This is a genomic window from Bradyrhizobium sp. LCT2 (assembly GCF_009931255.1).
GTDB classification, from domain to species: Bacteria; Pseudomonadota; Alphaproteobacteria; order Rhizobiales; family Xanthobacteraceae; genus Bradyrhizobium; species Bradyrhizobium diazoefficiens.
In genome coordinates this window covers 1,175,282-1,197,125 of record NZ_CP034432.1, presented here as the reverse complement: position 1 = coordinate 1,197,125, position 21,844 = coordinate 1,175,282, and the positions used below count along the sequence as shown (strand labels likewise).

Genomic DNA, 21,844 nt, shown 5'->3' with positions numbered 1-21,844 from the left:
GATGCGCGGCAAACGCGGCATGAATTGCGCGCTGTTGGCCTTCCGTCGATGAAAGGTTCCCGCCATGATCAAGCTCTATTGGTCGCCCCGTTCTCGCTCGTTCACGACGCTCTGGCTGATGGAGGAGAGCGGCCTGCCCTATGAGCGCGTGCTGACCGACATCTCGACCGGTGCGCAGAAGGCGCCGGACTATTTGAAGGTCAACCCGATGGGCAAGGTGCCGGCGCTCAGCGACGGCGACGCTGCGCTCGGCGAGGCCGCGGCGATCTGCGCCTATATCGCCGACCGCTATCCCGAGACCAAGCTTGCGCCCGCTGTGACCGATCCGCGCCGCGCGCGCTATCTGCAATGGCTGTTCTTCTCGCCGGGCTGCATCGAGCCGGCCATCATCCAGATCTTCACCAAGATCGAGATCCCGACCTCGACCGCGGCGTGGGGCAGCGCGACGCAGGTGTTCGACGTGCTGGAAGCTGCGCTCGCCAAGGGCCCATGGATTCTCGGCGAGGAGTTTTCCGCCGCCGACATCACGGTCGGCTCGGGCCTGAACTTCGCGGTGCGCCTGTTCAAGATGGTGCCGTCGCGCCCGGCCTTCGATGCCTATCTGGCGCGCTGCATGGCGCGGCCGGCGTTCCAGCGCGCGGAGAAGATCGCGGCGGGTTAGAGCGTCTTCAAGCGAAGTGGATGCCGGTTCGCGTAAAGAAAACGCGACAAAACAAGAATCCGGCTCAAAGCCTGATCTTGAGGACGGCGAGCCCGGACTGCTGGAGCAATCCGGAGGATGTCGCCGCGAGGCCGTAGCGGAGGCCGAGATCGAAACGGTTGTTGTCGGCCGCGACGATGCCCAGCGCGGTCGAGTAGATCCACGGCGACAGGGCAAGGCCGCCGGTCGTGAAGGTCTCGCCGCCGCCGGCAAACGCTGACTTGATCTGAAGTCCCTGATTCAGCGCGTTGTAGCCGACGCCGACATCGCCGGTAAGATAGACGTGCTGCGCGATCCTGTAGGCGCCCTTCAGCCCTGCTGTCAGCGTCAATTCGCGATAGGTTTGCGAATCCACATTGAGGCTGAAGCCGCCTGCGCCGCCTTCCTGATAGGCTGGCGAACGAACCTGTCCATAGTCCAGCCGCAGCGACGGCGCGATCGCAAATCCAGGCTCGAGCGGGATCAGCTTGCGAACACCCGCACCGGCGTGCCCGCTATAGGACCGATAGCCGGCCGCAGCCGTATTGTTGATGAACGTGAGCGAGCGGCTCTCGCCATTGTCATTCAACGCACCGTCGAGCTGGCCATCGACCTGAACGCCATGGCCGAGCGCATAGGCGCCGTAGAGTCCGGCCTGATAGGAATCGATGGCGAGCCGGTTCGGGACGGCATCCTCGCTGCCGGTGATCGTTTGATGCGAATAGGCGAACACGCCGCCGATCATCGCGCGCGTGGAGATTGTCGTGTCCGCGCCCACGGCAATGCCGCCGCCGGACGCGTTATAGCCGGGGACGCCATCCACACTGCCCTGCCGGACACCGCCGCCGAGCGGCTTCATCCAAAGATTCCGCTCAGGCGTTGCGCCCGCGTTCAGCCCGAGCACGTCGTCCAATCGTCCTGTCATCGCCTGCTGAAATGTGCGTTGCGTGGAATAGGTCGCCTGCGACGCCGCGCCGGTGAGGACAGGCAAGGTCTGGTTGACGGCGTTGACGAGACCGGAGCCGCTGAGATTGTCGAGCGCGGTGAAGCCGGTCGCCATGCTGCCGGTCCAGCCAAGCGAGGTCGCCGACAAGCGATAGAGCATGTCCGCCGCGCCTAATCCCGCACGGCTGTTCCGGGCCTGGAGCGTTTCGGCATAGGGCCGCACCAGCGAGAGATAGGCGATGCCGCCGGTCGGGTTGCCCGAGAGATCATAGCTGCTGACCAGCATCTGTGCGCCCGATGCGTCGCCGCTCGCAGCGCCATAGAGGCTTGCGAGCGTGCCCTTCGAGAGCGTGTTGAAGAGCACGTTGCCTTCCGGCGTCACCGACCCCAGCAGCGTGAAGTTCGCAGCACCGCTCCCCGCGGGCGCAATGCCGGCGCCCCAGAAATATCCGTTCTGGTAATTCGTGATGACGAAGCGACCAGGCGCGGACGTGCCGAACAGCGTCGAGCTGACGATCCGCCACGGCGTACCCGATGTCCAAGCCCATTGTGGAACGGAGTTGGCCGGAACGGCCTGCGAGGCCGGCGGCGTGAAGGTCGCGGGATCGTAAGGAAGCATGTAGGCCCAGTGCGTCACGAGCAGGCTGTCGCCCGTGATCATCTGCATTTCCATGCCGGTCACGCCGTTGACGGTTCGCATATGGCCGAGGCCGACGGTCACCGCACCGCCCGCGGTCGGCGTGAACAGCATCGTGATCTGGCCCGCGGTCGTGACGAACCCCTGGATGGTCGAGGTATCGGTCAGCAGCGCCGGACCAAGCTTGAGCTGCGCCACGCTCGTTCCGGTGAAGGCGCCGTTGGTCGCGGTCGCCAGCGACCACAGCGTCTGGTCGCCGATCGGGATCGGATTGGAGAAGCCGGTCTTGGGCGTGGCGTAGGCCAGCAGCTGCGCTGTCGGCACGTACCAGTTCGTGTTGGAGAGGGTCGCATCCCAGATCGCCGACTGCGCTACGGCGCGGGAGCTGCCGCAAACCAGCATCGCACCGGCAACAGACGCCAGCACGCCTACGCGACTGATCGCACGTATCCTCGGCAAGGCCACTCTCCCGAACCGCGGGATACGACCCCGCGGCGCCACCGGGCGCAGCAAACATTATTTCTATCGTCGAGTCTGCCCCATGATCGTGGGGGTGCGAGGAACGATCGCGGCCTCAAGCGGCCTGCGGACGTTTTATTCCGACTTCAGATCGTCAGGCCTCGGCATCAGGACGATGTTGTAGCCGGAATCGACGTAGTGGATCTCGCCGGTCACGCCGCCGGAAAGATCCGACAGCAGGTACAGCGCCGAACCGCCGAGCTCGTCGAGCGTGACGCCGCGGCGAAGCGGCGAGTGTTTTTGCATGAAGGCAAACATCGCGCGCGCCTCACCGATGCCCGAGCCAGCAAGCGTGCGGATGGGGCCGGCGGAGACCGCGTTGACGCGGATGCCGCGCGGTCCGAAATCGGAGGCGAGGTAGCGCACGGAGGCTTCCAGCGCCGCCTTGGCCACGCCCATCACGTTGTAGTTCGGCATCGCGCGCTCCGAGGCGCCGAATGTCAGCGTGATCATGCTGCCGCCCTCCGTCATCAGTTCGGCGGCACGTTTTGCGACCTCCGTGAACGAGAAGCAGGAGATCACCATGGTGCGCGAAAAATTATCGCGGCTGGTGTCGGCGTAGCGGCCCTTCAGCTCGTTCTTGTCGGCGAAGCCGATGGCGTGGATGACGAAATCGAGCTTGCCCCATTTTTCGCGCAGCACATCGAAGGTCGCGTCGACACTGGCGATGTCCTCGACGTCGCAAGGCAGCACCAGTTCGACGCCGAGCTGCTCCGCCAGTGGCTTGACTCGCTTGCCGAGGGCTTCGCCCTGGAAGGTGAAGGCAAGCTCGGCGCCATGGGCATGCAGCGTCTTCGCCATGCCCCAGGCAATCGAATGATCATTGGCGATGCCCATGATCAGACCGCGCTTGCCCTTCATCAAACCTTCCATGTCAGCCGTCGCTCCTATTTTCGACGTCATCGCCCGCGCAGGCGGGCGATCCAGTATCCAGAGACCGTCGTGATAAATGGAGAAGCCGCGGCATACTGGATGCCCCGCCTTCGCGGGGCATGACAAAATCAGAGATCACACGTCCAGCCGGCTGAACACCAGCGTGGCGTTGGTGCCGCCGAAACCGAAGGAGTTCGACAGCACGGTGCCGATTTTGACGTTGTCGATTCGCTTGCGCACGATCGGCATGTCGGCGAACACGGGATCGAGCTCCTGGATGTGCGCGCTCTCGCAGATGAAGCCGTTGTTCATCATCAGCAGCGAGTAGATCGCCTCCTGGACGCCGGTGGCGCCCAGCGAATGGCCGGTCAGCGCCTTGGTCGCCGAGATCGGCGGGCACTTCTCGCCGACGCCGAACACCTTGCGGAGCGCCTCGATTTCCGGCGGATCGCCTGCCGGCGTCGAGGTCGCGTGCGGATTGATGTAGTCGACCTTGGTCTTCACCGTCGACATCGCCATGCGCATGCAGCGCTCGGCGCCCTCGCCCGACGGCGCGACCATGTCGTAGCCGTCCGAGGTCGCACCGTAGCCGACGATCTCGCCGTAGATGCGCGCGCCGCGCGCCTTGGCATGTTCGAGCTCTTCCAACACCAGCACGCCGGCGCCACCGGCGATCACGAAGCCGTCGCGGTTGACGTCGTAGGGACGCGAGGCGGTCGCGGGCGTGTCGTTGTACTTCGACGACATCGCGCCCATCGCGTCGAACAGCACCGACAGCGACCAGTCCAGCTCCTCGCAGCCGCCGGCGAAGATGATGTCCTGCTTGCCGATCTGGATCGTCTCATAGGCATTGCCTACGCAATGGTTCGAGGTCGCACAGGCCGAGGAGATCGAATAATTCACGCCCTTGATCTTGAACCAGGTCGCGAGCGTCGCGGACGCCGTGGACGACATCGCCTTCGGCACTGCAAACGGTCCGACGCGCTTCGGGCCCTTGGTGCGGGTGATGTCGGCGGATTCGACGATGGTGCGGGCGGAGGGGCCGCCGGAGCCCATGATGATGCCGGTGCGGATGTTGGAGACGTCTTCGGGCGACAGACCGGAGTCCTGGATCGCCTGTTCCATCGCGATGTGATTCCAGGCCGCGCCCTGGCCGAGGAAGCGCATCGCGCGGCGGTCGACGACCGTCGCAGGGTCGAGCGTCGGCGCACCTTGCACCTGCGAACGGAAGCCGAGCTCGGCATATTTCTCAGCCCGCGAAATGCCCGACTTCGCCTCGTGAAGGCTCGCAAGCACTTCCTGGGTGTTGTTTCCGATGGACGAGACGATGCCCATCCCGGTGACCACAACCCGCCTCATGACAGCCTCGCCTAAATCGTTGTCTTTCTTTGTGATGCGTTCAGCCCAGGCTCGTGCCCTGCTTGAACAGGCCGACCTTCAGATCCTTCGCGCGATAGATAATCTGGTCATCGACCGAAAGCCACCCGTCGGCGATACCGAGCACGAGCTTTGCCCGCATCACGCGCTTGATATCGACGTTGTACACAACCTTGCGGGCCTCGGGCAGCACCTGGCCGCTGAACTTCAGCTCGTTCAGGCCAAGCGCGCGACCGCGACCTTCACCGCCGCTCCAGCCCAGGTAAAAACCGACCATTTGCCACAGCGCATCGAGGCCGAGGCAGCCGGGCATCACCGGATCGTTCTTGAAATGGCAGCCGAAGAACCAGAGGTCGGGCTTCACGTCGAGCTCGGCGCGCACCAGGCCCTTGCCGAATTCGCCGCCATTGTCGTTGATGTCCGTGATGCGGTCGAACATCAGCATCGGCGGCAGCGGCAGCTGGGCATTGCCCGGGCCGAACATCTCGCCGCGGGCACATGCCAGCAGATCTTCGTATTCGTAACCGTTGCGCCTGTTCAGCATGCATGTGCCTCTGTTCAAAGTCCGATTGAGCGACGTTTTTTGGCGAAAATGGGCCCCGTCCCGGTCGGAGAGTAACGCCAATTGCCATCGTCAGGCGCAACTCCCACAAGCCCCGATGGACTGCGGACCGGGCCTCGATGCCCGGGTGCACCAAAATCGGCTAAGCGGAACCGCGCGCTCTCTAACACAGGCCATTTCGGTGGCAAAGCGCTCTCATGAAGGTAAAATGACGGGCTCCTCGCTCGGTTCCACTCCGATTAGAACCTCTCTAGTTGCGAGAAACTTGCATCTGCATCTATCTGTTCTTATATTGCAGGGAGTTATTGTTCACGCGTGCCCGAAATCTGGAAATGAGCGAGAATACCGCGCCCCATCACGACGACGACGTCCATGCCGCGGCCCTCCTGTCCGGCCGCCAGCCGGCTTTGACCGGCTGCCCGTGGCACGACGTTAACGAAATGCTCCAGTCCGCCGGGCTCCGCCCGACGCGGCAGCGCATGGCGCTGGGCTGGCTCCTGTTCGGCAAGGGTGCTCGCCACCTTACGGCTGAAATGCTGTACGAGGAAGCCACGCTGGCCAAGGTTCCGGTGTCGCTGGCGACCGTCTACAACACGCTGAACCAGCTCACCGATGCCGGCCTGCTGCGCCAGGTCAGTGTCGACGGCACCAAGACCTATTTCGACACCAACGTCACCACGCACCACCACTATTACCTCGAGAACAGCCACGAGCTGGTCGACATCGAGGATCCGCATCTGGCGCTGTCCAAGATGCCGGAGGTGCCCGAGGGTTACGAGATCGCGCGCATCGACATGGTCGTGCGCCTGCGCAAGAAGCGCTGAGATCTATCCTAAACTGTTGATTTGGTCGTCATGGCCGGGCTTGTCCCGGCCATAATTGTTTACGCCGTCGTTCCGGGCGGTGCGTAGCACCGAACCCCGTATCTCGAGATCCCGGGTCTGGCGCTTCGCGCCATCCCGGGATGACGCCTGCAGCGTCAATTCACCTGCTCGTCCGAATACACGCCCCAGAGGCGTTCCTGCTGGATCCAGCCGTCAAAACCGTTGCCGGTGACGCGGCACCAGTTTGCGCTGCACTTCTTCACCTGGGTGACGACGCCGGCCTGGAGCTTGGCCGCAACCGCGCTGTCAGGATCGGCGCGGTCATAGATCGGCGCGAGCTCGTCCTTGTGCTTCATGGTGACGACCGCGGTGCGGCGGCCCGACAGCAGCGAGTGATAGACCCAGCCCTCGGCGCCTTCGGAATCGCGCACCCGGCGCCAGTTCTCGAACTCGGCGGTGATTTCGACCGGCAGGCCGGCGCGGGTATAGACCCAGGCCACGTCATTGTCCTTGGTCGGACCGGCACGGACGTTCACGTGATCCGACTTCAGGCTGACATAGCGCGGCACCGGGAGGCCGCTGGCGCTCTGGGGGGTGTTGTCCTTCGCCGAATGCGAGGGGCTGACCGAGGCGCTCAACCAGGTGCAAACGAGCGCCATCACCGAACAAAAACGCCCCAACGCCATCAACCCGTCTCCTGTCGAGGACCCGGCCGAGCCGGACCCTCACCCCAAAATTCCAAAATACCCTGCCGCGGTCGTCCCTGACCCGCCCCACGCGGGTGTTCCGCCAAGCCTTACCCCGTGGTTCTTGTCTTGGCCCGGCCTTCTGCTAGAGAGGACGGACGCTTGAACAACCAGTTTGGCCCGATTTTCCGGTCGGAAATATCGGGAGAGCTTGAAGGAAACGCCGGGGACGACACGGCAAGGGCAGTGTCGAACAACCGGGTTAATGAGGCCTGAACGGCCGGCCTTTGGCGACAGAGGCGGGCTTGCCACGCCTCATGAGAGCAGGACATGTCGGTGAAGAAAAAGCCCCTCGTCGTGGTAACGCGCAAGCTGCCGGATTCGATCGAGACGCGGATGCGCGAGCTGTTCGACGCGCGGATCAATCTCGACGACACGCCGATGTCGGCCGACCAGATCGCGGAAGCCGCGCGCACCGCCGACGTGCTGGTTCCGACCGTCACCGACCACATCACCGCCGACATCGTCAACCAGCCCGACTGCAAGCTGCGCCTGATCGCCAATTTCGGCAACGGCGTCGACAATATCGACGTCGAGGCCGCGCATGCCCGCGGCATCACCGTCACAAACACGCCAAAGGTTTTGACCGAAGACACCGCCGACATGACCATGGCGCTGATCCTGGCCGTGCCTCGGCGGATGATCGAAGGCGCCTCGATCCTGACGGAAGGCAAGCCCTGGCCCGGCTGGTCGCCAACCTGGATGCTCGGCCACCGCATCGGCGGCAAGCGCCTCGGCATCATCGGCATGGGCCGCATCGGCCAGGCAGTGGCGCGCCGCGCCCGCGCCTTCGGCCTGCAGATTCACTATCACAACCGCCGCCCCGTGGCGCCGAAGATCGCCGAAGAGCTTGGCGCGACCTATTGGGAAAGCCTCGACCAGATGCTGGCGCGGATGGACATCCTCTCGGTGAACTGTCCGCACACGCCGGCGACCTATCACCTGCTCTCGGCGCGACGGCTGAAGCTGATCCGCAAGGACGCCTACATCGTCAACACTGCGCGCGGCGAGGTGACCGACGAGGACACGCTGATCAAGCTGATCGAAGGCGGCGAGATCGGCGGCGCCGGGCTCGACGTCTACGAGCACGAGCCCGCGGTGAATCCCAAGCTGGTGCGGCTGGCCAAGGCCGGCAAGGTGACGCTGCTGCCGCACATGGGCTCGGCCACGATCGAAGGCCGCGTCGAGATGGGCGAGAAGGTGATCATCAACATCCGCACCTTCCTCGACGCGCACAAGCCGCCGGATCGCGTGCTGCCGAGCATGCTCTGAGGCGCTGTGCGCCAGGGCTCGCAGACTTGAACGGAGCGGCCGGCAAACCGCGGCCGCCCCGAGCCAGTCACTGCCCCGGCAATCTGAGCAGCGGCTTGGCTCCGCGCCTACTCGCGATGGATGCTTAGATCGTCGAACACGGGACCATCGCCGTTGAGCGGATTGGCCGGATCGCGCGAATAGCGCAGCGTCTCGAAGCGCATCGCGCGCGCATCGATCATCAGGAGGCGGCCGACGAGGCCGTCGCCGAAGCCGACGATCTCGCGGATCGCCTCCAGCGCCATCATCGAGCCGAGCACGCCCGCGAGCGCGCCCATGACGCCGGCTTCGGCACAGGCCGGCACCGTGCCGGGCGGCGGCGCTTCCGGAAACAGGCAGCGATAAGTCGGATTGAATTCACCAGCCTCGTTCTTTTCATGCGCGCGGATGGTGGTGAGCGAGCCGTCGAAGGTGCCGAGCGCCGCGGTGATCAGCGGTCTCTTCGCGAAGAAGCATGCGTCCGAGACCAGATAGCGCGTCGAGAAATTGTCGGAGCCATCGAGCACGAGGTCGTAGTCGCCGATCAGGCTGAGCGCGTTGTCGGCGTTGAGCCAGGTGGCGTGACCGACAAAGCGGACATGCGGATTGAGAGCGGAAATGCGCTCGGCCGCGCTCTCGACCTTGTGGCGGCCGATATCGGGCGTCGTATGGATCACCTGGCGCTGGAGGTTGGACAGCGACACCACGTCGTCATCGACCACGCCGAGCGTGCCGATCCCGGCGGCAGCCAGATACATCAAGGCGGGCGCGCCGAGCCCGCCGGCGCCGATCACCAGCACGGAGGCCCGCTTCAGCGCGGCCTGGCCCGGGCCGCCGACGTCGCGCAGCACGATATGGCGGGCATAACGTTCGAGTTCGTCCGGGCTCAGCATTCTCAGCTCTTCCTAGATTGCTGCCGCTCCCCGCGAGGAGCGCGGAAGTCGCACATACTGTCATTCCGGGGCGATGCGAAGCATCGAACCCGGAATCTCGAGATTCCGGGTTCGGCTCTTCGAGCCGCCCCGGAATGACCTCGTAACACTCACGTCCTCTCAGATGAGGGTCCGGCCTGCCCGCAGGCCTGAACCACCCCGAGATTGTTCGCGACCAACGAGATGTGCTTCAATGGCATTGCGTTCAATGGGCTGGCTGGATTTGTCATGAGATCGATGCTTGCGGCAACACTGATGTTTGCGGCCGCCACAGGCGCGAACGCCCAGATGACGACGCCGCAGGTCCCCGGCACCAAGCCGAAAACGGTCCAGACCGTTCCGATCCGCCCGCCCGCACTTCAGACACCGTCGGAAACGGCCGATGCCATGGCGCAGGCCGAACGCCTCTCGCTCCAGTCCGACCTCGCCTGGGTCGGCCAATACAACGGCGCCATCACCGGCGAGGTCAGCGAGCGCATGGTCAATGCCATCAAGGAGTACCAGAAGAACAAGGGCGGCAAGCCGACCGGCGTGCTCAATCCGCAGGAGCGCGCTGCGCTTGCCGAGACCGCGCGGCGGAAGCAGGACAGCGTCGGCTGGAAGATCGTGACGGAGATGACCAGCGGCGCGCGGCTCGGCATTCCCTCAAAACTGGTGCCGCAGCAGGCGACCGACGCCAACGGCTCGAAATGGACCTCGCCGACCGGAACTGTGCAGGTGCTGCTCAGCCGGCGCAAGGAGGCGAACCCCACGACCGCGAAGCTCGCGGACGCCGAGAAGAAGGAGCCGGCCGGACGCAAGGTCGACTACACCGTGGTGAAGCCCGACTTCTTCGTGCTGTCGGGGCTCCAGGGCCTGAAGAAATTCTACGTGCGCGGCACCTTCAAGGGCGACGAAGTCCGCATCATGACGATCCTCTACGACCAGGCCACCGAGAACACGGTCGAGCCGGTCGTGATCGCGATGTCGAGCGCGTTCAATGCATTTCCGGCAGGACCGCAAGCCGGATCGCCGCCGCGCAAGACCGTCGAATACGGCACCGGCATCGTCGTCAGCGACGACGGCGCGATCCTCACCGACCGCCTCGTCACCGACAGCTGCCTTGCGATCACCATCGCCGGCTACGGCAGCGCCGATCGTCTTGCCGAGGACAAGGAGCACGATCTTGCGCTCCTGCACATCTACGGCGCGCGTGGCCTGAAGCCACTCGGCCTCGCTGGCGGCGGGGCGAAGACCAATGTCGATGTCGTCGGCATCGCCGATCCGCAAAGCCAGGGTGGCGCGGCCGGGGTCTCGAGCGTCAAGGGCGCGCTCACACCCGTCACGAGCAGCGATTCCGCGCTGTCGCCACCACCGGCGGTCGGATTTTCCGGCAGCCCCGCGATCGACGCGGACGGCAAATTCGCCGGCATTGCGCTGTTGAAGCCGGCGATGGTGGCGGGACCCGCGACGTCGGTGCCGGCATCGCAGGCCGTGATGGTCTCAGCGGAGACGGTGCGCGATTTCCTGAAGGCCAACGGCGTCACAGCAAACGGCAGTTCAGCGGATGCGAAGGCCGCAGTCGTCCGCGTGATCTGCGTGCGGAAGTAAGCCAGGCGACAATCACAATCTCTCGTGTCTATCGGCGCACATCGCACGTACGACTACGGGTCCAGTAATGGTACGGATTAGCTGGCATTCCCGATTCCGACATCATTGTTACCGTTGATTCGGACCTCCGCGATCCCCTTTGGATCGGGCCGGCACGTCCTGAGCGAGAAGAGCTCAGCATCCAGAAGCGATGCACGTTCGCGTGGCGTATTCCTGACCCAGGCATTCCAAAGGATTCATCTTCCATGCACACGATCGTACTGGCCACCCAAAAGGGTGGCAGTGGCAAGAGCACGCTCGCCGTCGGCCTCGCGCTGGCGGCCAAGCAGGCCGGCTTCACCGTCCGCCTGATCGAGACCGACCCGCAGGGCACCCTGTCCAACTGGCAGCGCCGTCGCACCGCCGAGGATCTCGTGGTCGAGCCGATCTATCACGCCGCCGACATCGCGCCGCGCCTGAACATGCTGGCCGACAGCGGCCTCCAGCTCGCGATCATCGACACCGCGGCCGGCCTCAGCGCCGCGACCACCGCCGCGATCCGTCATTCCGATCTCTGCCTGATCCCGGCCCGCCCGAGCGTCGCGGACATCGAGGCGACCGCCTCGACGCTGAGCGTCGCACGCGCCTGGAAGCGGCCCTACAGCTTCGTGCTGAACCAGACGCCGATCCGCGGCCAGCGCATCGACAATGCCGCCAACACGCTCGCCGAGGAAGCCGCGCTCGATCTCGCCGAGGTGCTCGCGCGTCCCCTGATCGTGATGCGCAACGACCACCAGGATTCACTCGCCGGCGGCCTCGCCGTCAGCGAATTCGCGCCGAACGGCAAGTCGGCGGACGAGATCCGCGGCCTCTGGCAGTGGATCGAGACCCGGCTCGAGCTCAGCGCCACGACCAATGCCCTGATCGACCAGGTCATGTCGGCTCCGGACGGCCTGCTGCATGCCGCCACTGGGCTTTCCACGGACGAGACCACGACACTGGCGTCCTGAGCGGGGCGATTGATCGGGCGTCAGCCGGCCCTTCACCATCCGGAAGGGCACCAGCGTCGAAGCAATCCGGCCACCAGCCCGGCCGGATTGCTTCGCTGCACTCGCAATGACGTCGTGGTGAGCTCGTCACGCTCGCAGAGACTCACAGCCTCGCGGTCGCGAGCCTGATCCTCACTTCTGACATTTCGGACACCAGAAGGTCGAACGGCCGTTCTGGGTGAAGCGCTTGATCGTGCCGCCGCAAGCAGGCGTCTTGCAGGTCTCGCCTTCGCGGTCATAGACCTTGAACGAATGCTGGAAGTAGCCGAGCTCACCTGTGGTCTGGCGATGGTCGCGCAGTGACGAGCCGCCGGCCTTGATGGCGTCGTTCAGCACGGTGTGGATCGCACCGACCAATCTCTTCGCGTGATCCGTTGGCTCGCCCTTCCTGGTCGCCAACGTCGCAGCGATCCGGCGCGGCGACAGGTGCGAGCGATGCAGCGCTTCGCAGACATAGATGTTGCCGAGCCCTGCCACCACGCGCTGGTCGAGCAGCGCGGCCTTCAGGCTGGTGGCCTTGCCTTCGCAGGATCGCGCCAGCATCGCGGCATCGAATTCGTTGCCGAGCGGCTCGGGGCCGAGGCCGCGGAGCAGCGGCTCGTCCTCGAGCGCGTTGCGCGCGATCACTTTCATGTAACCGAAGCGGCGCGGATCGTTGAAGACGATGTCGGCACCGGAGGACATCCGAAACAGCACGTGGTCATGGGTGGTGTCCTTACCCCGTGGATAGTGAAACTCCCCAGGTGCGACATCATTGTCCGGCTTGATGACACGAAACGAGCCCGACATGCCCAGATGCATCAAGAGCACGTCGCCGGAGGCCAGATCGGCCATGAGATATTTTGCGCGGCGGCCGAGCCCCGTGACGACCTGCCCCTGGAGCCGGGCCACGAAATCCGGCTGGAACGGAAAGCGCAGATCCGGCCGGCGGGCCTCCGCGACGACGATTTTCGCTCCCTCCATGACAGGCTGAAGGCCGCGGCGGACGGTCTCGACTTCGGGCAATTCAGGCATGGTCAGGCATTCACCTTATGAGGGCGGTGTGATAGCGCCATTGCGGCGGGCGCGCTATGGTCCGCCTCGTGGAGTAGAGTAATGGATCGGCCGGGCGAAACCACGCATTTTGGCTTCAGGGACGTTCCCCTGGGGGACAAGCAGACGCTGGTGAACGATGTGTTTCACAGCGTTGCGTCGCGCTATGACCTGATGAACGACTTGATGTCCGGCGGCCTGCACCGGGTCTGGAAGGACATCATGATCAACGCGCTGGATCCGCCGAGGGGCGACCGGCCGTTCGCGTTGCTCGACGTCGCCGGCGGCACCGGCGACATCTCGTTCCGCGCCGCCAAGGCCGCCGGCCCCGGCTTCCACGCCACGGTCTGCGACATCAATTCCGACATGCTCGCCGTGGGCCGCGAGCGCGCCGCCAAGCGCCATCTCGAGACCCAGGTCGATTTCGTCGAAGGCAATGCCGAAGCGCTCGCCTTTGCCGACCGCAGCTTTGACGCATATACGATCGCTTTCGGCATCCGCAACGTGCCGCAGATCGACCTGGCGCTGCGCGAGGCCTATCGCGTGCTGAGGCCCGGCAGCCGCTTCCTGTGCCTGGAATTCTCTACCGTCGAGATGCCCGGCCTCGACAAGCTCTATGACCTGTTCTCGTTCAAGGTGATCCCGCCGCTCGGCCGCATGATCACGGGCGATGCCGAGTCCTACCAATACCTCGTCGAATCGATCCGCAAGTTTCCCAAGCCCAACGCCTTCGCCGACATGATCCGCAACGCCGGCTTCGCCCGCGTGAACTGGCAGACATTGTCCGGCGGCATCGTCGCACTGCATTCGGGCTGGCGTTTGTGATTTCTGCAATTACCCACACCGCGCGCCTGATGCGCGCTGCGTTCGTGTTCGCGCGCGAAGGCGTGTTCGGCTCCGTCGATCCGAGCCTGGTGCCGCCGCCCGGACAGCTCGCGCTGAAGCTTGCGCGCATCGTCGAACGGCGCGGTCCAAAGCACGGACCGCGACTGTCGCGCGCGCTGACCCGGATGGGCCCGGCCTATCTCAAGCTCGGGCAGTTTCTGGCCACGCGCCCCGACGTCGTCGGCGTCATCATGGCGCGTGACCTGGAAAGTCTCCAGGATCGCCTGCCGCCGTTTTCGCAAGCAGAAGCGGAAGCTGCGATCGCAGCCTCCCTGGAGCGTCCGCTCAAGGACGTGTTTGCGAGCCTCGGCCCGCCGGTCGCCGCCGCCTCGATCGCTCAGGTGCACCGCGGCGAAGTGGTACGTGACGGCATCCGCAAGGCAGTCGCCGTGAAAGTGCTGCGCCCGAATGTGGCCTCGCGCTTCCGGCGCGATCTCTCCGATTTCTTCTACGTTGCGCACAAGGCCGAGACCTATTCGGCCGAGGCGCGGCGGCTGCGCCTGATCGAGGTCATCAACACCATGTCGCGCTCGGTCGCGATGGAGATGGACCTGCGGCTGGAAGCGGCTGCAATGTCGGAAATGGCGGAGAACACGGGCGACGATCTCGACTTCCGTGTGCCCACGGTCGACTGGGACCGTACCACGCACAACGTGCTGACGATGGAGTGGATCGACGGCATCGCGCTGAACGATCACAAGCGCCTGGCAGAGGCGCAGGTCGACCTGCCCGATCTCGGCCGCAAGGTGATCCAGAGCTTTCTGCGCCACGCGCTGCGCGACGGCTTTTTCCACGCCGACATGCATCCGGGCAATCTTTTCCTGGACGACACCGGCCGCCTCGTCGCGGTCGATTTCGGCATCATGGGCCGGCTCGGGATGAAGGAGCGGCGCTTCCTCGCCGAAATCCTGCTCGGCTTCATCACCCGCGATTATCGCCGTGTGGCGGAGGTGCATTTCGAGGCGGGCTACGTGCCCGCGCACCACTCCGTCGAGAATTTCGCGCAAGCCATCCGCGCCATCGGCGAGCCGATCCACAACCGCACGGCCGAAGAGATCTCGATGGCGCGGCTGCTGACGCTGCTGCTCGAGGTCACCGGCCTGTTCGACATGACGACACGGCCCGAGCTGATCCTGCTCCAGAAGACCATGGTCGTGGTCGAAGGCGTGGCGCGCGGCTTCGATCCCAGGCTCGATATCTGGAAGACCGCCGCCCCCGTGGTGCGTGAGTGGATCGAGCGCAATCTCGGGCCGATCGGCCGGGTGCAGGGCGCGCTCACCGGCGGCGGCGACCTCGCCCGCGTGCTGATGCGCCTGCCCGATATCGCGCAGCGTTCAGTCGCGGTGCTCGAGCAGCTCGAGACCATGACGCGGGAGGGCCTGCGGCTGTCGCCGGAGAGCATCGCGGCGATGGGCCGCAGCGAGGGCCGCAAGAACCGCTGGCGCACGGTGGCGCTCTGGATCATCGCAGCGACCTTCATCGGGATCCTGATCGCCGTCCGGAATTTGTGATTGCATTGCAATCATTCGATTGATAGCATCGCTATCATTCCGTGCCGGAGGGCGTCATGGCGAGCCTAACCATCCGCAAGCTCGACGAACACGTCAAAACCTATCTGCGGCTGCGTTCGGCCAAGAATCACAGGTCCCTCGAGGAAGAGGTCCGGGTCATCCTGCGGGAGCTGATCGACGGTCGTGAGGAGCCGCTGACGCCCTTTGCGGTGCCGCCTGCGGCATCCACCGCTCCGACGCCTCAGCGCACCGGCGCCCTTGCCGAGGCCAGCATCACCCTGATCATCGGCGGCGGGATCGCGGCCTTTAAATCGCTCGACCTGATCCGAAGGCTGAAGGAGCGGCGCATCGAGGTCCGCTGCGTGCTGACCAACGCGGCCCAGCAGTTCGTCACGCCGCTCTCGGTCAGCGCCCTTTCGCATGAGCGCGTCTATACCGACCTGTTCGATCCCCAGAGCGAGTTCGACGCCGGCCATATCCGCCTGGCCCGTGACTGCGACTTGATCGTGGTGGCCCCCGCCACGGCCGACCTGATGGCCAAGATGGCGAACGGCCATGCCGACGACCTCGCCAGCGCCATCCTGCTCGCGACCAACCGCAAGGTGCTGCTGGCGCCGGCGATGAATCCGCTGATGTGGAACAACGCGGCGACCCGACGCAACGTCGCGCAGCTTCAGCGCGACGGCGTCGTGCTGATCGGGCCGAATTCCGGAGAGATGGCCGAGGCGGGTGAAGCCGGTATCGGCCGCATGTCCGAGGCGTTGGAGATCGCCGCCGCCGCCGAGCGCCTGCTGCGGCCGCCGGTGCCGCGCCCGCTCGCCGGCAAGCGCGTGCTGATCACCGCGGGCCCGACCCACGAGCCGATCGACCCGGTGCGCTACATCGCCAACCGCTCTTCCGGCAAGCAGGGCTTTGCCATCGCCGCCGCCGCGCAGGCCGCCGGTGCCGAGGTGATCTTGGTGAGCGGCCCGGTCGATCTCGGCGATCCCCAGGGCGTGACGGTGAAGCATGTGGAATCGGCGCGGCAGATGCTGGAGCAGGTGCAGGCGGCGCTTCCTGCCGACATCGCGATCTTCGCCGCCGCGGTCGCCGACTGGCGCGTCGCCAATGAGGGCGAGCAGAAGCTGAAGAAGACCTCGGCCGGCATGCCGCCGCTCCAGCTGGTCGAGAACCCCGACATCCTCGCCACGATCGCGAAGCTGACCGACAAGCGCCCGCCGCTGGTGATCGGCTTCGCCGCCGAGACCGAGCACCTCATCGACAACGCCAAGACAAAGCTTGCCCGCAAGGGCTGCGACTGGATCGTCGCCAACGACGTCTCGCCGGCGACCGGCGTGATGGGCGGCGACCGCAACACTGTCCACCTCATCAGCCGCAAGAATGGTGAGAAGAACGGCGAGATCGCGGTTGATTCCTGGCCCGCGATGACCAAGGAACAGGTCGCCACCGAGCTGATCGCGCATATCGTCAAGAGTGTGATCGGCAAATCCCTGGAGCCCGCATCTTGAGCACGAAAGTCACGGTCGAACTGCAACGCCTGCCGCATGCCGAGGGCCTGCCGCTGCCGGCCTATCAGACGGCGGAGGCCGCCGGTCTCGACCTGATGGCCGCGGTTCCGGAGGACGCGCCGCTGACGCTTGCGTCCGGCCGATATGCGCTGGTGCCGACCGGCCTTGCGATCGCCTTGCCGCCCGGGCACGAGGCGCAGGTGCGGCCGCGCTCGGGGCTTGCCGCCAAGCACGGCGTCACCGTGCTGAACTCGCCCGGAACCATCGACGCGGACTATCGCGGCGAGATCAAGGTGATCCTGATCAACCACGGCGCAGCGGCCTTCGTGATCAAGCGCGGCGAGCGGATCGCGCAGATGGTCATCGCGCCCGTGGTTCAGGCCGCGCTGGTTCCGGTGGCGACCTTGTCGGCGACCGATCGCGGCGCCGGCGGCTTCGGCTCGACCGGCCGCTAACGCACGGCAGCGAGTTGGGCTTCACCTCTCCCGCTTGCGAGAGAGGTCGCGGAGCGAAGCGACGCGGGTGAGGGTTCTCTCCTCTCGGGGATTCCCACCGCGGAGACACCCCCTCCCCAACCCTCCCCCGCGAGCGGGCGAGGGAGCGCACCTTCATCGGGGCAACAGTTCGCATGGGCCGCTAACGCACGGCAACTCCAGCCGAATTCTCCGAAGAACTACGTGAACCCGGAACGCCACGTCCCGCATTTTTTTGGGGCCGCCTTTGCGTTCACGATCTGGACTCTTACCGGTGGAGTCACGGTGGGGGTATTGTCGTTTGATTCGCGCGCGACGGGGGTCGCCGCGCGTAAATTCGTGCGGTCTTGGGGCAACTATGTCAGGCGTGATCGTGTCGATGCGTCGGACGCTGCTATCGTGCACATCGCTCGTGCGCGACGGCCTGATCGGGAGCGCTCTCGCGGCGCTGCTGCCGGCTGCGCCGGCTGAGGCCGCCGACTTCGTTGGCACACTTTCGGAATTGCTGGACTTCAACCGGCAGGAACTTGCGGTGCTCGCCACCGCGCTGGCGCTGCTCGGCTTCTCGGTGATGGCCGCGATCCTGCTGATGCGCACGCGCGTGCGCACGGCGAAGAACGAGGCGCGGCTGCGCGCGCGGATCGGGGAACTGCAACTCCAGGCCGACCGCTTCGGCGCGCTGCTGTTCGCCGAACCGCAGATCCTGATCTCCTGGCCGGCGGGCGACAACCGCGCGCAGATTTCGGGCGACGTCTCGATGGTGCTGCCGCGCGACTCCTCCCCGCAGCGCGTGCTCGCCTTCGGAACCTGGCTGCCGCCGGAACCCGCGCTCCAGATGGATCACGCTGTGGATGCGCTGCGCGACCGCGGCGACGGGTTCCAGCTGACGCTGACCACCGCGCATGGCCATACGCTGGAAGCCATCGGCCGCGCCATCGGTGGCCAGGCCATTGTCAGGATTCGCGAACTCTCGGGCCTGCGCCGGGATCTGGCCGAAACCAATCTGCGCTACAAGGCGCTCTCCGACGAGACCGAGATGCTGCGCGGCTTCGCTGCGGCGGCACCCTGGCCGATCTGGGCCAAGGGCGAGAACGGTGCGCTCACTTTCGCCAACCCGGCCTATGTCCGCGCGACCGAGGCTGCGAGCTTCAGCGACGCCCACGAGCGCAAGCTCGAGCTGCTCGACAGCGCCGACCGCGGCGCCATGGAACGGGGACTGAAGGACGCGGCCAATTTCACCTCCCGGCTGCCGATCGTGATCGGCGGCGAGCGGCGCATCTACGACGTGCGCGCCGTCAATGTCGGCAGCGGCAGCGTCGGCGTCGCGATCGATGCCAGCGAGGCGGATGCGCTGAGCTCGGCGCTGGTGCGGATGGCGGAGGCGCATCGCCGCACGCTCGACCAGCTCTCCTCCGGCGTCGCCGTGTTCGACGGCCACCGGCGCCTTGCCTTCTACAACGATTCCTACCGCCGGCTATGGGACCTCGACCGTACCTTCCTCGACGCCAATCCCGATGATTCCAGCGTGCTGGACCAGCTCCGTGCCGCGCGAAAACTGCCGGAGCAGCCCGACTTCCGCGCCTGGAAGGCCAAGCTGCACGAGGCGTATCGCGCGGTCGAGGCCGCCAAGGATACCTGGTATCTGCCCGACGGCCGCGCCCTCTCCGTCGTCACCACGCCGAACCCGGAAGGCGGCGTCACCTATCTGTTCGACGACGTCACCGAGAGCCTCGAGCTCGCCCGCCGCTTCGACGGCATGATCCGGGTCCAGCGCGAGACGCTGGACAGCCTCGCCGAGGGCGTCGCGGTGTTCGGCAGCAACGGCAAGGCGCAGCTCTTCAACCCGGCCTTCGTCCGGATGTGGAAGCTGTCGAGCGACGCGATGCGCGACGAGCCGCACATCCAGACCGTCGAAGGCTGGTGCCATCAACTGTTCGACGATCCCGTGGTCTGGCGGCAGATCCGCGAGGCCGTCACCTCGATCGAGAGCCGCGCCGACGTGCCGCTGAAGCTGGACCGCAAGGACGGCAGCGTGCTCGACGGCATGATCCGGCCGCTGCACGACGGCGCCACCATGCTGACGTTCCAGGACATCACCGACACCGAGAACGTCGAGCGCGCGCTGCGCGAGCGCAACGAGGCGCTGGAGGCCGCCGACCAGATGAAGGTGGATTTCGTCCACCACGTCTCCTACGAGCTGCGCTCGCCGCTCACCACCATTATCGGCTTCGCGCATTTCCTCAGCGATCCCTCGACCGGACCGCTGACGCCGAAACAGGCCGAATATCTCGACTACGTCACCAAATCGACCAACGCGCTGCTGGCGCTGACCAACAACATCCTAGATCTCGCCACCATCGACGCCGGCGCGATGAAGCTGGAACTCGGCCCGGTCGACGTCAGCAAGACCATCGAGCTCGCCGCCGAGGGCATCCAGGACCGGCTCGCCACCGACCGCATCCGCCTGAAGGTCGAGATCGCGCCCGATATCGGCAGCTTCATCGGCGACGAAAAGCGCGTGGTGCAGGTGCTCTATAACCTCCTCGCCAACGCCGTCGGGTTTTCTCCACAGGATTCCACCGTCGGCATCAGCGCGCGCCGCACCGAGCACAGTGTGGTCTTCACTGTGACAGATTCCGGGCCTGGAATACCTGCCGACATGAAGGACAAGGTGTTCAACTGGTTCGAAAGCCGCTCGCAGGGGTCGCGTCACCGCGGCGCCGGGCTCGGCCTGTCGCTGGTGCGCTCCTTCGTCGAGCTGCATGGCGGCAAGGTGCGGGTGGATTCGATCGTGGGCCGGGGCACGGTCGTGATCTGCGACTTCCCGACCGACCAGGCGGCGCATCGCGACGCCGCCGAATGAGCGCGCCAACCACATTCTCCGTCGCGCTTCACAACGAGACGGCCACCGCGCAACTGATGGCTGATCTCGCGCTGCTGGTCGGGCCGGGCGATGTCATCACGCTCACCGGCGACCTCGGCGCCGGCAAGACCGCGGCCGCCCGCGCCATGATCCGCTACCTCGCCGACGACGAGGCGCTGGAAGTGCCGAGCCCGACCTTCACTCTGGTGCAGGGTTATGAGCTGCCGCCGTTTCCGGTCATGCATGCCGACCTCTACCGCGTCGAGGACGAGAGCGAGCTCGAGGAGATCGGGCTGTCGCCGCTGCCGGACGCCACGCTTGTCCTGATCGAATGGCCGGAGCGTGCGCCGTCGGCGCTGCCCGAGGATCGCATCGACATCGCACTCACCCATCGTCCGGCTCTGGGCTCGAACGCACGTGCCGCCGACATCACCGGTTACGGCAAGAGCGCAGCCCAGGTCGCGCGTCTGAAAGCGCTGCGCGAATTCCTCGACGCATCCGGCTATCTCGACGCAATGCGGCGGCGCATGGCCGGCGACGCCTCGACACGGTCCTACGCGCGGCTGCTGCGCGACGACGAGATCGTCATCCTCATGAACTTTCCGCAGCGCCCCGACGGCGCGGCGCTCTACAACGGAAAGTCCTACAGCGCCGCGGTGCATCTCGCCGAAAACGTCAAACCCTTCGTCGCCATCGACGAAGGCCTGCGCGCGCAAGGCATCTCGGCGCCCGCGATCCATCATGCCGATCTCGACCACGGCTTCCTGATATCGGAGGATTTCGGCAGCGAAGGCGTAATCGAAGGCAACCCGCCGCGCCCGATTCCCGAGCGCTACGAAGCCGCGACCGACGTGCTGGCGGTGCTGCACGGCAAGACGCTGCCGGAGACGCTGCCGCTGGACGGGCAGAGCTACGCCATTCCGGTCTTCGACATCGAGGCGATGCTGATCGAAATCGGATTGATGCCGGAATGGTATCTGCCCGATCGCAACGCGCCGCTGAGCGAGCCGAAGCGCGCGGAATTCTTTGCGATGTGGCGCGAGCTGCTGAAGAAGCCGCTGGCCGCGCCGAGGACGTGGATCATCCGCGACTATCACTCGCCCAATTTGATCTGGCTCGGGATGCGCACCGGCATCGAACGCGTCGGCGTGATCGATTTCCAGGACACCGTGCTAGGGCCGCAATCCTACGACGTGGTGTCGCTGCTCCAGGACGCCCGCATCGACGTGCCCGAGAATCTCGAGCTGACGCTGTTGTCGCGCTACATCAAGGCGCGCCGCGCTGGTGATGCGAGCTTCGATCCGGCCGGTTTCGCCGAGCTCTACGCCATCATGTCGGCGCAGCGGAACACCCGCCTGCTCGGCACCTTCGCCCGGCTCAACCGCCGCGACGGCAAGCCGCATTACCTGCGCCACCAGCCGCGGATCTGGACCTACCTCCAGCGCTCGCTGGCGCATCCCGCGCTCAGCCATTTGCGCGACTGGTATCTCGCCAACGTCCCGCCACCCCAAAGGCCGTCACAAGAACCGGCACCAGAACCGCCCCAAGGCTGATTCGGGCCCGATTTACC

Annotated in this window: 18 protein-coding genes; 11 read left to right on the top strand and 7 right to left on the bottom strand. The window is 65.6% G+C overall.

Translation table 11 applies throughout. The features are described from left to right. Nucleotides 1-64 precede the first annotated feature (64 nt). Nucleotides 65-661, top strand: a complete 597-nt coding sequence (locus EI171_RS06385; protein ID WP_011083595.1) for a glutathione S-transferase family protein — start codon at nucleotides 65-67, stop codon at nucleotides 659-661. Between the two features lie 64 nt (nucleotides 662-725). Here EI171_RS06385 and EI171_RS06380 read toward each other — a convergent pair whose 3' ends face one another. From EI171_RS06380 to fabA, 4 genes are all read right to left on the bottom strand, one after another. Beyond that, nucleotides 726-2,663, bottom strand: a complete 1,938-nt coding sequence (locus EI171_RS06380) for an autotransporter outer membrane beta-barrel domain-containing protein (RefSeq protein ID WP_246740613.1) — start codon at nucleotides 2,661-2,663, stop codon at nucleotides 726-728. 192 nt (nucleotides 2,664-2,855) lie between these two features. Beyond that, complete coding sequence (fabI, locus tag EI171_RS06375) at nucleotides 2,856-3,653, bottom strand: enoyl-ACP reductase FabI (RefSeq protein WP_161532858.1); 798 nt, start codon at nucleotides 3,651-3,653, stop codon at nucleotides 2,856-2,858. Nucleotides 3,654-3,788: 135 nt separating this feature from the next. Beyond that, nucleotides 3,789-5,012 carry a beta-ketoacyl-ACP synthase I gene (gene fabB, locus EI171_RS06370; protein ID WP_161532857.1) on the bottom strand — a complete coding sequence of 408 codons (1,224 nt, stop codon included), beginning with the start codon at nucleotides 5,010-5,012 and terminating at the stop codon, nucleotides 3,789-3,791. A 40-nt stretch (nucleotides 5,013-5,052) separates the two neighbouring features. Continuing rightward, nucleotides 5,053-5,574, bottom strand: a complete 522-nt coding sequence (gene fabA, locus EI171_RS06365) for a bifunctional 3-hydroxydecanoyl-ACP dehydratase/trans-2-decenoyl-ACP isomerase (RefSeq protein WP_011083591.1) — start codon at nucleotides 5,572-5,574, stop codon at nucleotides 5,053-5,055. A gap of 350 nt (nucleotides 5,575-5,924) precedes the next feature. On the opposite strand from fabA, the gene irrA reads away from it, so the two are divergent. Beyond that, nucleotides 5,925-6,416 (top strand): iron response transcriptional regulator IrrA, encoded by a 492-nt coding sequence (gene irrA, locus EI171_RS06360; protein WP_008131763.1) that lies wholly within the window; start codon nucleotides 5,925-5,927, stop codon nucleotides 6,414-6,416. 155 nt (nucleotides 6,417-6,571) lie between these two features. On the opposite strand, the gene EI171_RS06355 is transcribed toward irrA, so the two are convergent. Continuing rightward, a complete protein-coding gene (locus EI171_RS06355) occupies nucleotides 6,572-7,102 on the bottom strand; it encodes an SH3 domain-containing protein (protein WP_011083590.1) in 531 nt (176 codons plus the stop codon). Between the two features lie 330 nt (nucleotides 7,103-7,432). On the opposite strand from EI171_RS06355, the gene EI171_RS06350 reads away from it, so the two are divergent. After that, a complete protein-coding gene (locus EI171_RS06350) occupies nucleotides 7,433-8,434 on the top strand; it encodes a D-glycerate dehydrogenase (RefSeq protein WP_011083589.1) in 1,002 nt (333 codons plus the stop codon). A gap of 107 nt (nucleotides 8,435-8,541) precedes the next feature. On the opposite strand, the gene EI171_RS06345 is transcribed toward EI171_RS06350, so the two are convergent. Then, a complete protein-coding gene (locus tag EI171_RS06345) occupies nucleotides 8,542-9,345 on the bottom strand; it encodes a molybdopterin-synthase adenylyltransferase MoeB (protein ID WP_161532856.1) in 804 nt (267 codons plus the stop codon). 267 nt (nucleotides 9,346-9,612) lie between these two features. Between EI171_RS06345 and EI171_RS06340 the strand changes: the two genes are divergently transcribed. Together EI171_RS06340 and EI171_RS06335 are read left to right on the top strand one after the other, a co-directional pair. Then, nucleotides 9,613-10,974 carry a serine protease gene (locus EI171_RS06340; RefSeq protein ID WP_161532855.1) on the top strand — a complete coding sequence of 454 codons (1,362 nt, stop codon included), beginning with the start codon at nucleotides 9,613-9,615 and terminating at the stop codon, nucleotides 10,972-10,974. 245 nt (nucleotides 10,975-11,219) lie between these two features. After that, nucleotides 11,220-11,963, top strand: coding sequence for a ParA family protein (locus EI171_RS06335; protein WP_161532854.1), 744 nt, complete (start codon nucleotides 11,220-11,222; stop codon nucleotides 11,961-11,963). Nucleotides 11,964-12,134: 171 nt separating this feature from the next. Here the strand turns inward: EI171_RS06335 and mutM are convergent, their stop codons facing one another. Next, complete coding sequence (gene mutM / locus EI171_RS06330; RefSeq protein WP_060909551.1) at nucleotides 12,135-13,016, bottom strand: bifunctional DNA-formamidopyrimidine glycosylase/DNA-(apurinic or apyrimidinic site) lyase; 882 nt, start codon at nucleotides 13,014-13,016, stop codon at nucleotides 12,135-12,137. 81 nt (nucleotides 13,017-13,097) lie between these two features. Here mutM and ubiE point away from each other — a divergent pair, with 81 nt between their 5' ends. From ubiE to tsaE, 6 genes are all read left to right on the top strand, one after another. Beyond that, complete coding sequence (gene ubiE / locus EI171_RS06325) at nucleotides 13,098-13,859, top strand: bifunctional demethylmenaquinone methyltransferase/2-methoxy-6-polyprenyl-1,4-benzoquinol methylase UbiE (protein ID WP_161532853.1); 762 nt, start codon at nucleotides 13,098-13,100, stop codon at nucleotides 13,857-13,859. Then, a complete protein-coding gene (gene ubiB / locus EI171_RS06320) occupies nucleotides 13,856-15,430 on the top strand; it encodes a 2-polyprenylphenol 6-hydroxylase (RefSeq protein ID WP_161532852.1) in 1,575 nt (524 codons plus the stop codon). Before ubiE ends, ubiB begins: the two co-directional genes overlap by 4 nt. Before the next feature lie 56 nt (nucleotides 15,431-15,486). Then, nucleotides 15,487-16,938 carry a bifunctional phosphopantothenoylcysteine decarboxylase/phosphopantothenate--cysteine ligase CoaBC gene (gene coaBC, locus EI171_RS06315; protein WP_161532851.1) on the top strand — a complete coding sequence of 484 codons (1,452 nt, stop codon included), beginning with the start codon at nucleotides 15,487-15,489 and terminating at the stop codon, nucleotides 16,936-16,938. After that, nucleotides 16,935-17,393, top strand: a complete 459-nt coding sequence (gene dut / locus EI171_RS06310; RefSeq protein WP_011083581.1) for a dUTP diphosphatase — start codon at nucleotides 16,935-16,937, stop codon at nucleotides 17,391-17,393. The genes coaBC and dut overlap by 4 nt, the downstream gene beginning before the upstream one ends. A gap of 376 nt (nucleotides 17,394-17,769) precedes the next feature. Continuing rightward, the gene (locus tag EI171_RS06305) at nucleotides 17,770-20,274 is read left to right on the top strand and encodes a PAS domain-containing sensor histidine kinase (RefSeq protein WP_038965154.1); all 2,505 of its coding nucleotides are present in this window, start codon (nucleotides 17,770-17,772) and stop codon (nucleotides 20,272-20,274) included. Beyond that, a complete protein-coding gene (gene tsaE / locus EI171_RS06300; RefSeq protein WP_161532850.1) occupies nucleotides 20,271-21,827 on the top strand; it encodes a tRNA (adenosine(37)-N6)-threonylcarbamoyltransferase complex ATPase subunit type 1 TsaE in 1,557 nt (518 codons plus the stop codon). Before EI171_RS06305 ends, tsaE begins: the two co-directional genes overlap by 4 nt. Nucleotides 21,828-21,844: the final 17 nt, after the last annotated feature.